Source organism: Agrobacterium larrymoorei (assembly GCF_030819275.1).
Taxonomy (GTDB): Bacteria; Pseudomonadota; Alphaproteobacteria; order Rhizobiales; family Rhizobiaceae; genus Agrobacterium; species Agrobacterium larrymoorei_B.
The window spans coordinates 288198-303424 of the sequence record NZ_JAUTBL010000001.1; the positions used below are offsets into that span (position 1 = coordinate 288198).

Here is a 15227-nt window from a genome sequence, read left to right on the forward strand (position 1 = left end):
TTTAATTGTTATCGTTGTTTTGAGGCTCATAACCCACTGTACGCAGGTAGTCGTAGACTGCCGTGCGTGTGACCGGATCAGGCGTTTTTCGTGCGATATCGACCAGAGCGCCAACATGCTTGCGCAGCCCACCTTTCTCGACCTGGGCGCGCGGAATGCCTGCGAGCCAACGAACCGTTTCCGGGTCGGAGAGCATCTTCGCTTGGTAGCCCTTGCTCAGGGCATTCGCGCTCTTTGCACCCGCTGCCAGCGCGAAGCCCTTGGGACCAGCCAATGCCGCCGCAAGCAAACTTCCCTTGTCAAAGGGGTTGGCTTCCTCAAGCATGGTCTTATGGGTTTGCGTGTTGGAGTGGTTCTTGTGCTTGCCGTACTTCGCCATGTCATCCGCAATACGTGCGAGGCGATCTAGGTCTGCACGATACTGAGCGCGACCAGTTCCTTTGAACAAAACATCCTTCGCTTCCGGCGCCATCGCCTTCCAATTGCGCATGAACATGCCGGGGTCGTAGGAGCCAACATCATCAGCGTTCTTCAAGCCTATGCGCTCCACTACGGAGCCGGTCAGATTATCCCATGTGGCTCTGCCGTCTTCGCTCTTCTCGATTTGACGACGAACAGCGTTCAATCGAGAGCCGCCCTCTTTCGACTTGCCCATGACATAGCCGTAAACCTCTTCCGGCGTTGGCTTGTTCATCAGCGTGTTGACCGGACTGCCCTTGCCGAAACCAGTGTCGCCATCGACGGTACGGCGATAGTGGTTATTCGCCTTGCGGAACGCCTGTAGTGCGTCATCGCCTGCGCCACGTGCAGTTGCTTCCATGTCCGTTGTGATTGCGTTGCGAAGTCCCTGTAGGTGCGCTTTCAATGCAGGGTCTACATCGGGCTTGTTTGCGATCTGGCTGATGGCCGTGCGTGCTTCCTTCAACTTAGTGAAGGTCATACCTTTGCCCATGTCATCGACAATCGCTTGCGTCTGACGAAGGGCCTGATCGAGTTGAGGACCGCGATTGAGCGCTTCCGATTTGCCAAGTCCCTTCTTGGTTTCCGCCAAGGACTTGCTAAACGCCTTCGTTGCATCGCTGGCTACTGGTTTGTCGCCAGTCAATCGACCGACATCATTGTAGAGGCTTTCCGAACGCGCATAAGCAGCGTCTTTGGCCGCTTGCGCCTGCTCTGGGAGCATATCACCGAGTTCTTGGCGGGTGGTCGTTTTTGAACCGGGATTGGTGCGGCTGGTAATTCCATCAACGATGCGGCCGAATTCGTCGCCTTGCTTCGTGTAAGCATCGCCCATGCGCTCTTGAAGGTTCTTGCCCGCGCCGGTCATCAACAAAGCGTGTTCCTTGGCAGCTGCGCGAGTGGAGCCTGAAACCATGCCAGTCGTTGGCTGCACGCCGATATCGGTAAAGTCCTTCACACGCTGCGCAATAACCGCGCCGTCATCCGCTTTGCCGATGATCGTGTTCTTGACGGGATTAAAACCGCTGCGAGGAACAACGGTTGTTGCTGTCTTTGGAACCGCGCCTTGCAGACCTGCGGGACTAAACGTCGTCGCAAATTCGAAAGCGCGCCCGATACCCTCATCGCTCGTTGGATCAAACTTGCCGGCCATTGCATCGCCGGGGGTCATGAACGCCTTCTTGAAACTGCCAAGCAGACCGGCATTACTGTCGAAACTCACTTCGCCGCTTGCGTCCTTGCTCAACGGGAGAAGCGAGCCACTGAATACAGGCTCGGGTGTCGCCTCTGGCTCAGCCGACCAATCACGGTCCCATGGCATACCGCCCGTTGGTGCTTCTGATTTCTTTTCTTTTGCTGGTTCGTCCCAGTTCATTTCCCAAGGCATTGCCATTATACGCGCCATCCTCCGAGGCCACCGAGACCTCCCATTTTTTGTTTCTTGAGCAGTTCCATGAGTTCTTGCGGGCTTAGGGCAGCGAGCGCTTTCATATCGCCTTGAACTTCATCGCCGGTCTGCGTCTGCGAGTTCATGAGGCTGACTTGTACTGGCTGCGCCTGACCACGGCGGGCTTGTCCCGCTTGTGCTGCCTGCTGCGCTTGCTTGTTGAGGTCATCCGTTTGGCTTGAGTTGGCAAACGCACTGCTGAGTGCTCCAAGAAGGTTGATGCCCTTCTTGGTGTTGACGCCCATAAACTCATCAGGGAGAACTTTTGGAAGCAGTGAGGCTTTGGCTTGATCTGCTGTTTCAGTGCCTAGCACGCGGTCGAAAATCTTCTTCCCGATGCCACGCTCGTCCGGTACTGCGGCGCCCTTAGCCTGCAATTGCGGATCGGCTTGCACGACTGGTTGTGTTGGCGTTGTTTGTGCGGCTGCTACGACTTCGGCAACCGGATCAACAGGCTCGTACTTCGTGCCGTTGTATGCCGCCGTTAGCCATCCAGGCGCATTCTCGCCCTTTCCACCAGCGCCCCACACTCCAGGCTTTCCGCCACCGATATGCATGGAGCCCGCTTGCATGTAGCCGGGACCAGCACCAAAGCCGGTTACGCCGTTTTGCTTGCCCTTGCTGACAATCTCTTGGAAGATGGGAAGATCTTCTTCGTTGGCCCAATCCAGTCTGCGACCGTCCTTGTAGAAAAAAGCATCGGCTGCGCCGCCGTGGTCATGCCGAACACTTCCGACACGAGCGCCGCCTTCGTCCTTCGATGGCTGACCACCGGAGAAAACCTCCATAGTGATCCCCATGTCTTGGAGATAGGCAAGTCGGTTGATGAGATCGTCGTCTAGTGGTCGGTTACGTGTTGCGCCTTGATTTCGATATCTGATGTAGTTGGCCAAATATTCCTCGTCCCTTTTCGGGCTTCTTATTCTCTCCGCTTGAGCGGGTTATAAAATGGGTTCCCAATTCTCTTTCTTGTTGCGGTCCCCGCCCTTGAAACGGTACTGCACACCATCGCTGCCGGTAACGATCGTGCCGCCCTGTGCTGGCCTCGTGTTCCCGTTCTTCTGTTTATCGCTTCCCGCTTTGAACGATTTGAACTTCGTGTAAGGGTTAGGAAGTGCTGCGATTTCCTTGTCACCGTCTTGCCAAGTCAACTCGCCGCGCTGGACTCGGTTTGCAATTTCGGCTGCAGCGATCTTGTTTTGAGCGACCGATTGCATCGTGCTTGCGATGATCTCGTTACCTTCACGCGTGTTGCCAATGCTTGGGATGCTCAACAGGAACTGCTTGGCGTCAAAGTCGGATGTTGCACCCGAACCTGCAGGACGCAGGTTCGGAGCGATACGCGAAACGACTGCCTGATAGGCTTGGATTTCGTTGAGGCCATCAACACTGACACCAGCCATTTCCGCATAGGGACCAATAGCGGCTTTCCATTCCGCACCCTTACCGGTTTCAACTTTGCGGCCCAGATCGATAAGCAGGTCCATGTCGCCAACCATCTGATTAGCACTTGCACCGGCACCAGCGATCTCATCAAAACGCTTTGCGGCGTTCTCGTCCGACTTCTCTTTGAACTTGTCGCTGTTGCCACCAACTGTGACCTGAGTTGAGCCGGATTTCTTGTTCTGACGGGACCACGTTGTAAAATCTTGTGGTGTGCGACCGGCAGCGCCTTCCTGCCGCTCGTAAAGTTCGTATTCGCGAATGTCGTCGGTCTTCTTGTACTGCTCTTCGCCCTGCACGCGACCAGCCGCTTTACTGCGCTCGATTGCGCCTTCGCCCGCTGCAACACCATCAGCCAACAGGTAACCGCTGTCGCCGCGCACCAAGCCCTTTTTCGCTTGCTCGTCGTCTAGGCGCTGTATGCGTTCAAGAATGGTGTTGGCAGCGCTAAACTCGCCCATCGCCAAATACTGCTGGTACAATTTCTTCAAATCAGGGATCGAAAAACCTGCGTCGCCATCTGTGTGGACGCCAGTGGCAAAGTTCTGCGCGGCTTGTGCCTGCTGCAACTTCACCTGATCACTGCGCAGCTTCGCGCGACTGACCGAATTCGATACCGCGTCGTTTCTTGCCTGCGCATAGGCTTTGGCACCTGCACCAAGCCCTTGCCCGACTGCACTCAGCGTGTTCATTGGCGTTGCACTCGGTCCACCAGCGACCATCATTCCCGCACCTGAGTTCAACAAAAGCGAGGCAAGTGCATCGCGCTTATCCTCGTCCTGGGGCAGGAAACGAGACAGGAGATTTTGCTGTTGAGGCTGTGGCTGCTCTTGTGGTTGCTGCGCCGTACCAATTACGCCGGTCGGTGCGTCCTGACCGCCTTGCAAGCGCTTGAGAAATTCCAATAGATCGAACATTACGCGGTCTCCATGAATGTGTCTGTGATGATGTGTTTGACGCCCGCGATCTCAACCACGGCATCAGGTAGAACCGCCTCGACTTCGTGCGCCAATGGACCGATGAACACTTCCTCTGGCTTGTCTTTGTAGGCAAAGCGATACATCGGAATGCCGTTCGGGAAGTTTCCAACGCATTCGAAGACAATCTTTGTGCGCTCATCGCAAAGCGCGAGCATACCCAGGAGCGAAGTCATAGCACCCAACGCTTGGCTTCCTGAGTTGGAATACACAGGCGTTGTCGTGTTCGAGTAATTGCCGCCATTCGCGAGATTGATCATGTTCGCGATGTTGGAAAGCGGCTGGTTCTGTTGGTAGTCATGACGTTGGATGTCCGCGTTCAACACGTCCTGATTTCTCGTATCGATCTGCGCACCGACCTGTCCGAGTTTATCAGTTGGGAGATATTGGTTCGCATATTGCTGACCGGCCATGCCAGCGCCGTTCAACTGCGTGTTTGCCTGCGCGACCTGATTACTGGCCTGCGAGTTGGCAGCGTTGAGCATCTGATTGCGGTTCTGCAACTGGTTGCTGATGCCGGAATTGTAAATGTCGCTTTGCAGGCTCGTTCCCTGCAATTGAAGGTTCTTGTCGAACTGATACGCGCTATTGGCAGCACTCGCCGCATCGTTGCGCAATCCCTGCTGGTTAGCGCTCGTGCTGGCTAGGTTCTGGTTAGCGTTCAACTGGTTCTGCTGATCGCTGTTGTAGAAGTTGCCATACTGACCAGCAGCCGACATTTGGCGATCCTTGTCCGTGTTGTATTGGTTGCCGTACATGCTCGTTGCCACGTCAGCCATTGCCGTCGCTGCCGTTGTCTCCGCATTGTTGCGCTGACGTGCATATGCGCCCGATCCCATACGACCCAGGCTTGCTGCCTGACTATCGATCTGTGGAGCGGTGATGTTGCGGAACTGATCTGCAATCTTGGTCTGCTGGTTGCTGACCGTTGCATCCAAGTACGGGTTGTTGCCGACATTGGCACCGGATGCAGTTGCTTTCAGATAGTCCATCGCTGGATTATTGCCGGAAGCTAAAGCACCGGCCTGAGCCTGCTGCGAACCGAGCGCCGCGTTCGTGAAGTTCTGACCCGCCGCGAGAGTTGAATTGCCGGGACCACCAGTTCCACCAGCAGCGAGGTTAGCAGCGCTTGCGGCGGCAGGGTTAGTTCCCAAGTTCAAGCCGTTCTGCAACTGCGACAGCGTGGCGTTTGGTTGAGAACTGAACGCTCCACCGGACGTGATGTTGTTCACTGCGTTGCTTGCTGTGGCTAGGCCGCTTGCGGCGGAACCGGAGCGTGCCAGAGCCTCTTGCATGGAGAGCGCGTCCTTGGTTGCCGATGACTGATCCGCAACTGTTGACCCCTGATAATACTCGGGTTTGCCCTCAGAATAGAGTTTATCGGCTTGAGCGAGGTACTTGGAAATATACGGCTTTGCGCCGTCCCATGGCTCTGTCTTCGTTGTCGTTTCTTTTGGTGTTTTAGAGACCATCGCGTAATTTCCTTATTCAAAATTCCTTGTACAAATTGACCGTCCGCACCTTGAAACCGTGTGGAGCGAGCGCGTTTTCCCAACCCGGCCTTCCAATGCCGTAGAAGCCCTTGCAGCCCTTCGACTTTGCCCATTGCTCGACTTCGCCCGCACCGTTCAAAATCTCTTCCAACGCATTCGCCCGCTCGCCACCGACCAAATAAAGGTGACAAACATCGACATCATCGACGTTCAGGATTTGCGTTACTGCGACTGCGTTCTCGCTCGTCCACAGCAGGTATTTTCGTTCAACCAGACCATTCAAAAGGTCTGCTTCGTCGCCACCGGAGAGTTGACGCTTGAGTGCCTTGATCAGCCAGTCACGGACACGAGGATATTCGAGGTCGAATTGTTCTGCGGTGTCGATCCTCTGAACTGCCATCACACTCCATGAATTACGTAGTCGAACGCACGTGGCGTCGTTGAACTTGGGTGGGTGATCGTAAACTGTCCATCGGCCTTACTGCTCACAAACGTCGTCGCGGCGATTGATGCTGCGCTCGTGTTTCTAGGCTGCAAAACGATCACGCTTGTTGACAGAACCTTTGGATTGCTGACCACTGTTGAGGTCTTCGAAAGAGCAAGCGTTATCGATCCGGTGTTGTCGAACTGGCGCACGAGTTCATTTACGACCTGTTGCACTGCTCGCTTGTCATCTGGATTGTAAATGCTTTGCACGTTTCACCTCACCTGTTGTCGTATTTAGCGGAAGCCAGCGGAATTAGCGTCGATTTGCACCATGGAGGCCTTCCGCCAATCACCATTCAGTTGCAGTCGAAAACGATGGAAACGGTTCTGTAGTCGGAACGGGGCGAAGCCTGTATCTGGATGAGGCGTTGATGGCATTGACCATCTCACTTCATCATTGCTGCGGCTCCTTGATCCGACGGATACTGCCACGCTGGCATTGAAGCCTTCGAAGAACGGTCGCACGCCAAGCACGTTCGTCCGATCACCCATTGAACGAGGATCAGCCGCACGCACTGAGTTTATGAGGTGCTGTTCTTGTGTCTCAATAATTGCTGGCAGGGTTGGACCGGAGAACGAGTAAATCTGACCCGTTATGTCCATGCCCCACATCATCGCATTGCCACCTGCCCATATGGGGTCATCGAAGCTTGCGGGCACATTGTCGATGCTGCCGTACTTGTCCAACTGGTCGATAGTCCAAGGCAGACTGCGGGAGTTGAACAGAAAATCAGCGGTTGCTTCTGCCTCTGCCCATTCACCAGTCTGGTAGTTGTAGATGAGCATTTTATCCGGCGTTCCATCTACGGCTTCATTACTGACGTAAGACCAGTAAATGAGTGTTTCGCGCGGATCGGCCACGGCAGTCATGAACTGGAACTGCGACACGTCCGCGTCTGCGAGGAAATACTTGTTGATCTTACCGATACCGATCGGAGCCAATTGATCGCCGCGCTCGTGCATGTAAAAGCCGTCTTCGCTGAAAAAGAACGTTTTGCCTTCCACGGTGACTATGCTCTCAGGAATTGTGCAGCCTTTACCCTCAACACGAGTATCGACACGGAACACGTAGGGCGCACCAACGTAGGTCATCTGCACCACGGCACGCTGCATATAAATCCAAACGCTGTCATTGCAGACAATGCCTTGGATTGCTCCGTAACCGTGAATGTCTTGAAAGTCGGCTTGTGTTTGTGCCGAGAATGCCCAGTCACCCGGAAGTTCCTGACCGCTCCAACGAACTCGGTTGATCTTCGAGCCGTCCAGAGCGTCCCATGTGTTGCCAAGGATCACAAAGCCTTTGTGGGTGCCGACATAACGGCCACGGCAAAGCGACGTGAGGGGCTTAAACTTTGCTCCCGGCGCATCATCGGAGTTCATATCGATGTATTGCGGGTCATCGTTGAAGTTGGTGAAAATCTGATACGAACCGAACTCCACGGAGTTCCATCGATCAGCGCCGCCGCTCGTGTAACCACCAGTGCGGCTAATATCGCTCCAAGCGCGTGTCTCCGGCGACAAGCGATAAAGTTTGCTTGCGCAGCCGCCGTAGACCTTCGCGTTGCCGTACTGGTCCTGTCCTACTGCCGTGCCTGTGGGTCGGCTCGCCATTGCAGTGCTTGAGAAGACGGCAGCACGACGAAGCGGATTATAGGTCACGCTGCCTGCAAAAGAGCCGATGCCAGGAGTGACATTGCGGGCGACCGTGACACCCGGATTGTTAAGGTCTGGAAGGTCAGGACGCCAAGGACCGAGAGCGCTATCGAGGATCAAAACAATGGCCCTCCGAAGTCTATTTCGACTTGATTGCCGCTGCCTGTTGCGCGGTTATGATCCGCGACCACGTTGGCAATCGCCTCGTTCAGGCTGGTCTTCTCAAGCGCTTCGCTGTCCTTGTCCTTCATCCAGCGATAGGCGCGGACAAGCGCTGCGTGGAAGATCACAGATGAGAAGCCGTTCTCGGTGAGCCAGTTGCTTTGACGTGTCGCGTCGATGAATGGGACACGGGCGTAATAGATAAGTTCAACGCTGCGGCTCGTGTCGCTTGATGGCACGAACACCAACTGCTTGCCCTTCTGGTAGTAGTTAATCGAGCCTGTCAGGAAGTCCTTGCGATAGATACTCGTCGGAATGGCGAGTTCACCGTCAACCACGACACGACGTGCCTCTTGAAAGTCGGTCGGCAAAGCTACCGCATTTGCAACAGACGTGAGCGTGACTGTGGTTTCTTGCTGATAGTGCTTGATGAAGGGTGCGACATCGGCCTGACCAAGCGCGATGAAACTTGCAATCGGTGCATCCGGTCGCATGATGTAGTCGCCAACGGCAGTGAGGATTTCATTGTAGGTTTCAAAGGCCATCGTCAGACCTTCAAGTTGTTGGTGCGGAAAGCAGCGTAATCCGCATTGTTCAGGCGACGAGCAAATGCCTGCTTGTCTTCCACAATGCCGTCTTTGTCCCACTTCTGGTAAACACCCATCGGGACAGATGCCACTTTCTGCAAGTCGCCAAGTCCACCACTACGGGAGAAAGAATTTGCTTCGGCTTTGTTGGCCTCTATGAGCGGATCAATCTTCCACTCTGTTGTTGCCCACATCTGGTCGCCTTCGCGCGTAATCCAGACTGTTTTCAATTCGTCTGCGTAGTACAGAAACGTACCATGGGTGATGAGATCACCCGCTTCTAGTTGGATACTTTCCACTGTTCGCCTCGTCTTTTTGTTATTATTGGCGATTGGAAAACGGGGGCCATTTAGACCCCCGTTTCTATGACTTAGGCTGTAACGTCAGCGATCTTGCCGTTGCCAGCTTCGTTCAAGCACTCAAGTGTGAGTTCTGTGAGCAACTGCACGCGATCCGCGTCACCAGTCTTAGCAAGGTCTGTCTTCGACACGCCGCGCAATACAGCAACGTTCCAAAGGCTCTTATCGAAGCCGATAACCGTTGTTGCGCTCATGTAGCGGTGAGGAATGATCGTGTGAGTACCGAAGTCGGAAACGTAAACGTCAACGCCTGCGTAGATCGTCTTGTCCTTGACCTCATGGTACTTGGTCGCATTGCCGGTGAAGTTGGAGATTGCAGCCTTCAACGAACCCGGAGCGATGATTAAACGAGGATCACCACCAGCGTTCCAAACGTCTGAAACCATCTTCTTGAACATTGCTTCCGTAAGAGTACGGTTCGTACCCTTCGTAACAGCGCCAACGAGTGTTCCGGTGAAGCCAGCGGTGGCACCGTTCGTGCCGTGCGCAGCGTTGGTCTTGATCCACGCTTCTGCACCACCGAGTTTACGTGTAGCACCGCCAACGCTTGCGTTGTCGGAAACTAGGGCCGCTTCAATATCGCGGTTTAGTTCAGCGCCGAGTTTAGCGATCTGACGTGCCTTTTCGTTCTTCGTACCGGCAGTTTCAACAGCCTGCAAAGTACCAGCGACGTTACCTGTCTTCTGGAAAATCTGCGTGTAGTTGCCAAGACGGACAGGGCCGGATTGGTTGGAATCGACAGCATCTGCACCTTCTGCAACTGCGTTATCCTTGTTTGGAGCCGCAAGAGAATCTGCGAGGGTTTCGTGGTAACGACCACTCGCCTTTGTCTTGCCGATTTCAGTGCGGAATGGTGTTTCTTCTGGCGAGATCATCGAGATGAAATTGCCGAGGTCTTCGCGTGCGTGCGAAACGTCTGTGGTTTTTAGTACGGCCATTATTGGCTTCTCCTTATAGTAGTTTGCTGATCGCGTTCACGGCGTCATTAAAGTCGCCGGTTCGCTTGTATTTCTGTGCCTGCTTGGCAAAGCCGCTATCCTTGACCGGCGTGCGCGTGGTCACGGTTCCAGGCATTGTCATTGGTGGCTTGGACTCAATCTTCTGAACCGCCGCTTTGACCTTCTTTGCTGCTTCCATTCCGAGCATTGCGTAATGGGTGAGCGCGATGGTGCGAGCGTCTGTAACGGTCAGAATTTCGTCTGGACTGAAGCCCTGTTCCTGCAGGAACGAGGACATTTCCAAAAGACGAAGATCGGCCTTCTTTGCATCGCCAAAAACTTCGGGCAAACGTTCCGCAAGAGCTACACGAGATTCGACGATTTCGTGTTCTCGCTTCGCTTCTAGGTGAGCCGCGTTTTGACGTGCCACCTCATTCTGTGCATCGTAAATCGCCTTCACGGCCTGTTCACGAGCGCCTTGCTTCTGCTGCCATGCTGCCCTGTCTTTTTCCCAACGAATGCGCTTCAAGTTGGCTTCGTAAGGATCAATCTGGAATTCGATTTCCCAATCCGGCTCATCACCGAACGAGTTCATTTCGAAGACCTGTGCAACGTGAGCGGCTAGATTGTTTAGCGCTTGCTCAGATTGAGCACGAATTTGATGATATTCAACTTCTTGAACGACCCACTGTTTGCGGAGCGATCCAATCTCTTGCATCTTCTTCGTGTAGTCGGACTGACGTAGATATCCCTTTGTTGCCTCCTCGCGAGTAATCGGCTGTCCGTCATGCTCGAACACGATTTCGTTTGGATCGGCAGCAGTTGGTACATCTGCTTCTTCCGTGTCACCTTCGTCCTCGTCGGGGTCGATCTCTTCGGGGTCTGTTTCCAGAGTGTCCGCGTCGTCCTCGATGTCGGCTTCTAGGGTAGTTGAAACCTCGTCGGCTTCATTATCAGCATCTACTTGCTCGGTTGTTCCGTCGGAGTCCAAGAATTGTTCGATGTGTGTTGCGGCTTCCGCCACCGAATAACCAGTTCCCTCAACGGGAGTGTTGGTCGTATCCATATATTACCTCAGTAATTGTTAGTGATAACGTATTTACTGAGGACTGTTGTTCTTGATGCTCTTATGCGTCTGGCACGTGCCCTGCTATGGCAATCTCGGCTTCTGCTTTCGAAACATACTTTTCTAGTCGGGCTACAAACAGATCGAAGGCGTAAATGATGCGGTGTGTTTCTTCACGCTCTTCGCGATCCATTACGTTGGTCTTGCGGAAACGGTCGAAGATTTCGGTTCGCACTTCATCTGCGAGCATCTGAAATTCCGGCATGTCCAGCACGCGCTTTGCGTTCTGACCGCGTGTGATAATTTCTTGGTTCACTGCTTACTCCTTAAAACTGTGGAGGCATCTGCGGAGCCTGTGGAGGCATCATTGCCTGCTGTTGCGCAGCTTGTGCTGCCGCTGCTTGCTCCTGCTGCGCTTGCTGCTGCTGAGCCTCTTTGATCTGCGTCTGCGCCTCATTCGCCGCGACCGCAAAATCCAGGTCGTTGCGCTCGCGTGCTTGCTCTTGCTGAATGCGTGCGATGTTGACCTGGGCCTGGTACTTAGCCTCGATCTCGGCACGCTTGATTTCCAAATCCTGTGCCATCTGATCGCGCTTTAGGTCGTCTTCCATGCGCAACTTGTTCCACTGGAATTCGTATTCCTTCTGCTTGGCAGCAGCATCCAGTTCGCCCTTGATACGCATCTGCTCGATCAACGCGCTATTCGGGTCCGGTGGAGGTGGAGCGGGTGGCTGTGGTGGCAATGTCGATGGATCGACAAAGAAAGCCTGCGCATTCTTGAAACCCGCGTTCTCCGCGATCTTCGTCGCTGTAGTGTAAAGCGTCTGAGGGTTGGCAAGTCCCATCGGCTGAAATTGCGTTTGCAGCGCCAATACCTGTTGCAGGTTCGCGGAGTTGCCAATCTTGTCAGTGACGCCGAACGCAACGTTCGCTGTTACGTCCATATCGGCGTCCCACATGTCAATCTGGATCGGCGTGTAAGAGCCTGTCAGACGGCGAATGTAGATTTCCGCATCTTCTGGGTTCTGCTGGAACTGGTCGATGATGATGCGGTACAGGTAGCGATAGCCGGTGTCAGCGAACTCGCGACACACTTGCTCCACAAGCATCTGCTGGCTGCTTGCGCGTTGCGCGTTCGCCGTCGCGGTCGTGTTCTGCAAGTCGGATGCATTAACCGATGCCAATGCACCACCAACACCTGTCGTGTAATCTAGATCCTGCTTGAGGCTTTCAAGCAGCGGCTGTGCCTGCATCGCCGTAAATGGATGCTGCACCCACGAAATGCCCGCGCTGGGGTCTTCGCTGCGAATTGCTTTACCAGCATGAATATTCAAAAGATCGTCGGCACGAACAAGGTCTGGATTGTAGACGGTGATCGGATTGACCGACTTGTTCAGGTTGTCATGCTGCGCACGAGTGATCTGAGATACAAGGCGCTGAGTGGGTCCAACGCGATCTACCATGCCCTGACCAAACAACGTGTTTGGGATCGGGAACGGCACGAATGCAGCGTATGGATAGAATTTGCTGACCTCTTCATAATGCAGCAGGACCGGCTTGTTTTCGAGATCGCCACCAAGCACCATGCGGTAATGACGGCGCTTACCCGATCCGATATCGGTCTTCGTGTAAACCTCATAAACGGTGACGTCGTCTTCAACTTCGCCTGTGCCGTCGTCGTAATCAGTTGCCTTGGAGCGTTGTAGCGACATTCCATCGGTGTCAGCGTCGGCTAGTGGGATCAACGCAACTTTCCTCTCGCCAAAGCCCATTTCCACCAATTCGCTGCGGCTGATTACGCGCTTATGACCTTGCAGTTTAGCTTTGATGCCCCCGCTCTGTTGGTCAATCTGCGCGTCCTTGGAAACGATAAAGTCTTCCGGAGCGAGATTGACGATGTTCATCTGCGGAAATTCGCGAATACGACGGATTTTGATGTCGCGGACTTTTCGCTGCATCTGAGAGGCAATTGCCTCTAACTCTTCCGGCAATCCTGGGAGTTTTTGCGTGGGAGCATCATATGGCTCACCACGCTCTTCGATTACGATTTGGCCCGCTTCTTCCTGTGCTACGAGGTCCACCAATTGTGCATCGGCCACACCTCTTAGAAGTTCTTCGCGCAGCTCTTCGCGCTCCCTGCGGAACTCAACTGTAATGACGCCGAAGCCAGTGAGAAACCCGTTCTTTGACCATGGGCTAAGCATAGCGACGTGGGAGTTTTTCGAGCGAACGACGAAATTGCAAACGTCTGTCATCTGGTCAGCAATGGGCTGATCGTTTGGCTCGTTTGGGCAGAAACTTACGACTTGGTTCTGACTATCAAAGACGCGGATCAACTGCGCTGTTGCCCAATCCGTGCGTTCTTGAACGTCTGCGCTGATCCACTTGCTCTTACCATCGCCCGCCTTATCCGTCGCGAACGGCTCGCGCATGTAAAGTTTGAGGGCTTCTTCCTGCTTGTTCGCAATATTGGTGACTGAAACGCCAACGGCCTCTTTGAGAGCCAATGCAATGCTGCGAGTGATCGCGTCTTCATCAAATTTCTTAATCTTGGTGATTTTCGCCATCGGGCCTTTCGCGACGGTGCGACCCGTCGTACTTATTTTATTGATTGTCCCGTATTTATTGCGAGGTGAGTTTCCGTCACTCGTACTGGCGAAGATCGACCGGCGGCGTCCATTCGTACTTGCTGGCGTATCTCGTTGGGCTGATCGCAAAGGTCAGGCAAAGCGCGTCTGCGTGGTCAGGAGAAACGCCCTTGAAGCGCTTCTTCATATCCGACTTCTTCTCGACTTTGATCTTGCCGCTATCGCTCTCGTAATTTGGGAGCAGCAGTTCTTTGATCAGGTCTTCATTGTTCGGGATGCAGACGTTTTCGGTGGCGAACCATTCCTTGCACTCCCACCACAACTGATCGCGTAAGCGGCTGTAGAAGTCGGCGCGGCGCGTGGGGCTTGACGAAACGATGACCTTTTTCGCCGGCAAGCCCATGTATTGTAGGTCGCTCCAAACGCCGTTGCCGATACCGATAGCGTCAACGCAGATCGCCAAAGGGCGCTGCTGTTTTGGAGTGGCCTGAAAGAGATCACGAACTTTCATCGCAAGTTGCTTGGTTTCCAGCCCGCGCCAGGAGTGAACTGCTAGAACCTTGTTGTCGTGGCGGATGACCAACACGCTGCGGTCGCCGCCTTCGGCAGGATCAAGCCCCCAAATAATCGGCAGACGATCTGACGGGACAGCAGCCTCGTTTTCGATAGCCTGCTCAACGAGATTGCGAGGGATAAGACCGTCAACGTCGCTTAGTGGAAACTCGCCAAGGACGAGGATGCGATACTCGCGGGAGAACTTGCCGCCGTATTCGATTTCAGCGGCTTTCAGGTCTTCATCTGTGACATGGGGCGCGTCTGTCATGCGACCATGCACCTTCGCCCACATCGGGGCGATGTTGCCGTTCCATGTCTCCCAGAAGTAGCCGCTCGTGGTTGACGGATTGGAGATCAGGCACAGTTTGCCATTGGGATCGCGAAGCACGTTTACGAGCGCTTCCGTGTAAATCTCGTCGGGAACACCTGTGGCTTCGTCCACAAAGACGAAATTGTTGATCTGGTGAATACCGCGTGCAGACGAAACGTTGTCCTTGTTGGCAAGACGAAACTCGGCAAAGCAGTCGGCAGAGTTTTTGGTTCGTTGAATACGGGTAGCTGTTACGTCCCATAGGTCTTTCCAGATGGGACGCATCTTGGAATGAAGGATTTGCAATTCCTTCCAGATACCCGACTTGATCTGACCTTCGTTCGGTCCAAAGATCGTGACCTGCACCTGATCGTGCGTGAAAAGGCTCCACCACACGAGGATCGCCAGCGCACGCGTCTTGCCGAAGCCGACGCCGCCTTTGAAGGTGATGCGCTTGTTATTGCGAAAGGCGTTGCAGAACTCGATCTGCTTGGGGCGAAGCGCGTTATCCTGTCCGAATAGCGTGATCGCGAAGAATTCGATGTCTTGGTGAAACTGCTGTAGCAGCTCCGCAAATTGCTTCTGTTCCTCTTTGTTGAGGTGCATAAAATTTCTACCGGCTGTTTAAGTCCGGCTATTTATTTTCACCTGCCATTTTGAGCGCTCAAACGCTCCCTCCGGCTAAATATGGACAGCACGGAGAA

Annotated in this window: 14 protein-coding genes; all 14 read right to left on the reverse strand. The window is 54.0% G+C overall.

Annotated features, from left to right (window positions below):
• Window position 1 precedes the first annotated feature (1 nt).
• Window positions 2-1852, reverse strand: coding sequence for a hypothetical protein (locus QE408_RS01255; RefSeq protein ID WP_306927855.1), 1851 nt, complete (start codon window positions 1850-1852; stop codon window positions 2-4).
• Complete coding sequence (locus QE408_RS01260) at window positions 1852-2799, reverse strand: hypothetical protein (RefSeq protein ID WP_306927858.1); 948 nt, start codon at window positions 2797-2799, stop codon at window positions 1852-1854. The genes QE408_RS01255 and QE408_RS01260 overlap by 1 nt, the downstream gene beginning before the upstream one ends.
• A 48-nt stretch (window positions 2800-2847) precedes the next feature.
• Window positions 2848-4266, reverse strand: a complete 1419-nt coding sequence (locus QE408_RS01265; protein ID WP_306927860.1) for a hypothetical protein — start codon at window positions 4264-4266, stop codon at window positions 2848-2850.
• Window positions 4266-5798: a hypothetical protein gene (locus tag QE408_RS01270; RefSeq protein WP_306927862.1), complete on the reverse strand. Its 1533-nt coding sequence runs from the start codon at window positions 5796-5798 to the stop codon at window positions 4266-4268. The genes QE408_RS01265 and QE408_RS01270 overlap by 1 nt, the downstream gene beginning before the upstream one ends.
• Before the next feature lie 16 nt (window positions 5799-5814).
• Window positions 5815-6219 carry a hypothetical protein gene (locus QE408_RS01275; protein WP_306927864.1) on the reverse strand — a complete coding sequence of 135 codons (405 nt, stop codon included), beginning with the start codon at window positions 6217-6219 and terminating at the stop codon, window positions 5815-5817.
• Window positions 6219-6515 (reverse strand): hypothetical protein, encoded by a 297-nt coding sequence (locus QE408_RS01280; RefSeq protein WP_306927866.1) that lies wholly within the window; start codon window positions 6513-6515, stop codon window positions 6219-6221. Before QE408_RS01280 ends, QE408_RS01275 begins: the two co-directional genes overlap by 1 nt.
• A gap of 24 nt (window positions 6516-6539) precedes the next feature.
• Entirely contained in the window at window positions 6540-8078 is a 1539-nt protein-coding gene (locus QE408_RS01285; RefSeq protein WP_306927868.1) for a hypothetical protein, read from the reverse strand.
• On the reverse strand, window positions 8075-8665 hold the full coding sequence (locus QE408_RS01290; RefSeq protein ID WP_306927870.1) for a phage adaptor protein: 591 nt from the start codon (window positions 8663-8665) through the stop codon (window positions 8075-8077). Before QE408_RS01290 ends, QE408_RS01285 begins: the two co-directional genes overlap by 4 nt.
• 2 nt (window positions 8666-8667) lie before the next feature.
• Window positions 8668-9006, reverse strand: a complete 339-nt coding sequence (locus tag QE408_RS01295; RefSeq protein ID WP_306927872.1) for a hypothetical protein — start codon at window positions 9004-9006, stop codon at window positions 8668-8670.
• A 71-nt stretch (window positions 9007-9077) separates the two neighbouring features.
• Window positions 9078-10004, reverse strand: a complete 927-nt coding sequence (locus QE408_RS01300) for an SU10 major capsid protein (RefSeq protein ID WP_306927873.1) — start codon at window positions 10002-10004, stop codon at window positions 9078-9080.
• Between the two features lie 13 nt (window positions 10005-10017).
• A complete protein-coding gene (locus QE408_RS01305) occupies window positions 10018-11070 on the reverse strand; it encodes a hypothetical protein (RefSeq protein WP_306927874.1) in 1053 nt (350 codons plus the stop codon).
• A 61-nt stretch (window positions 11071-11131) separates the two neighbouring features.
• Entirely contained in the window at window positions 11132-11386 is a 255-nt protein-coding gene (locus tag QE408_RS01310; RefSeq protein ID WP_306927875.1) for a hypothetical protein, read from the reverse strand.
• Between the two features lie 10 nt (window positions 11387-11396).
• Entirely contained in the window at window positions 11397-13637 is a 2241-nt protein-coding gene (locus tag QE408_RS01315) for a portal protein (RefSeq protein WP_306927876.1), read from the reverse strand.
• 76 nt (window positions 13638-13713) lie between these two features.
• A complete protein-coding gene (locus QE408_RS01320) occupies window positions 13714-15129 on the reverse strand; it encodes a terminase large subunit domain-containing protein (protein ID WP_306927878.1) in 1416 nt (471 codons plus the stop codon).
• Between the last annotated feature and the right edge of the window lie 98 nt (window positions 15130-15227).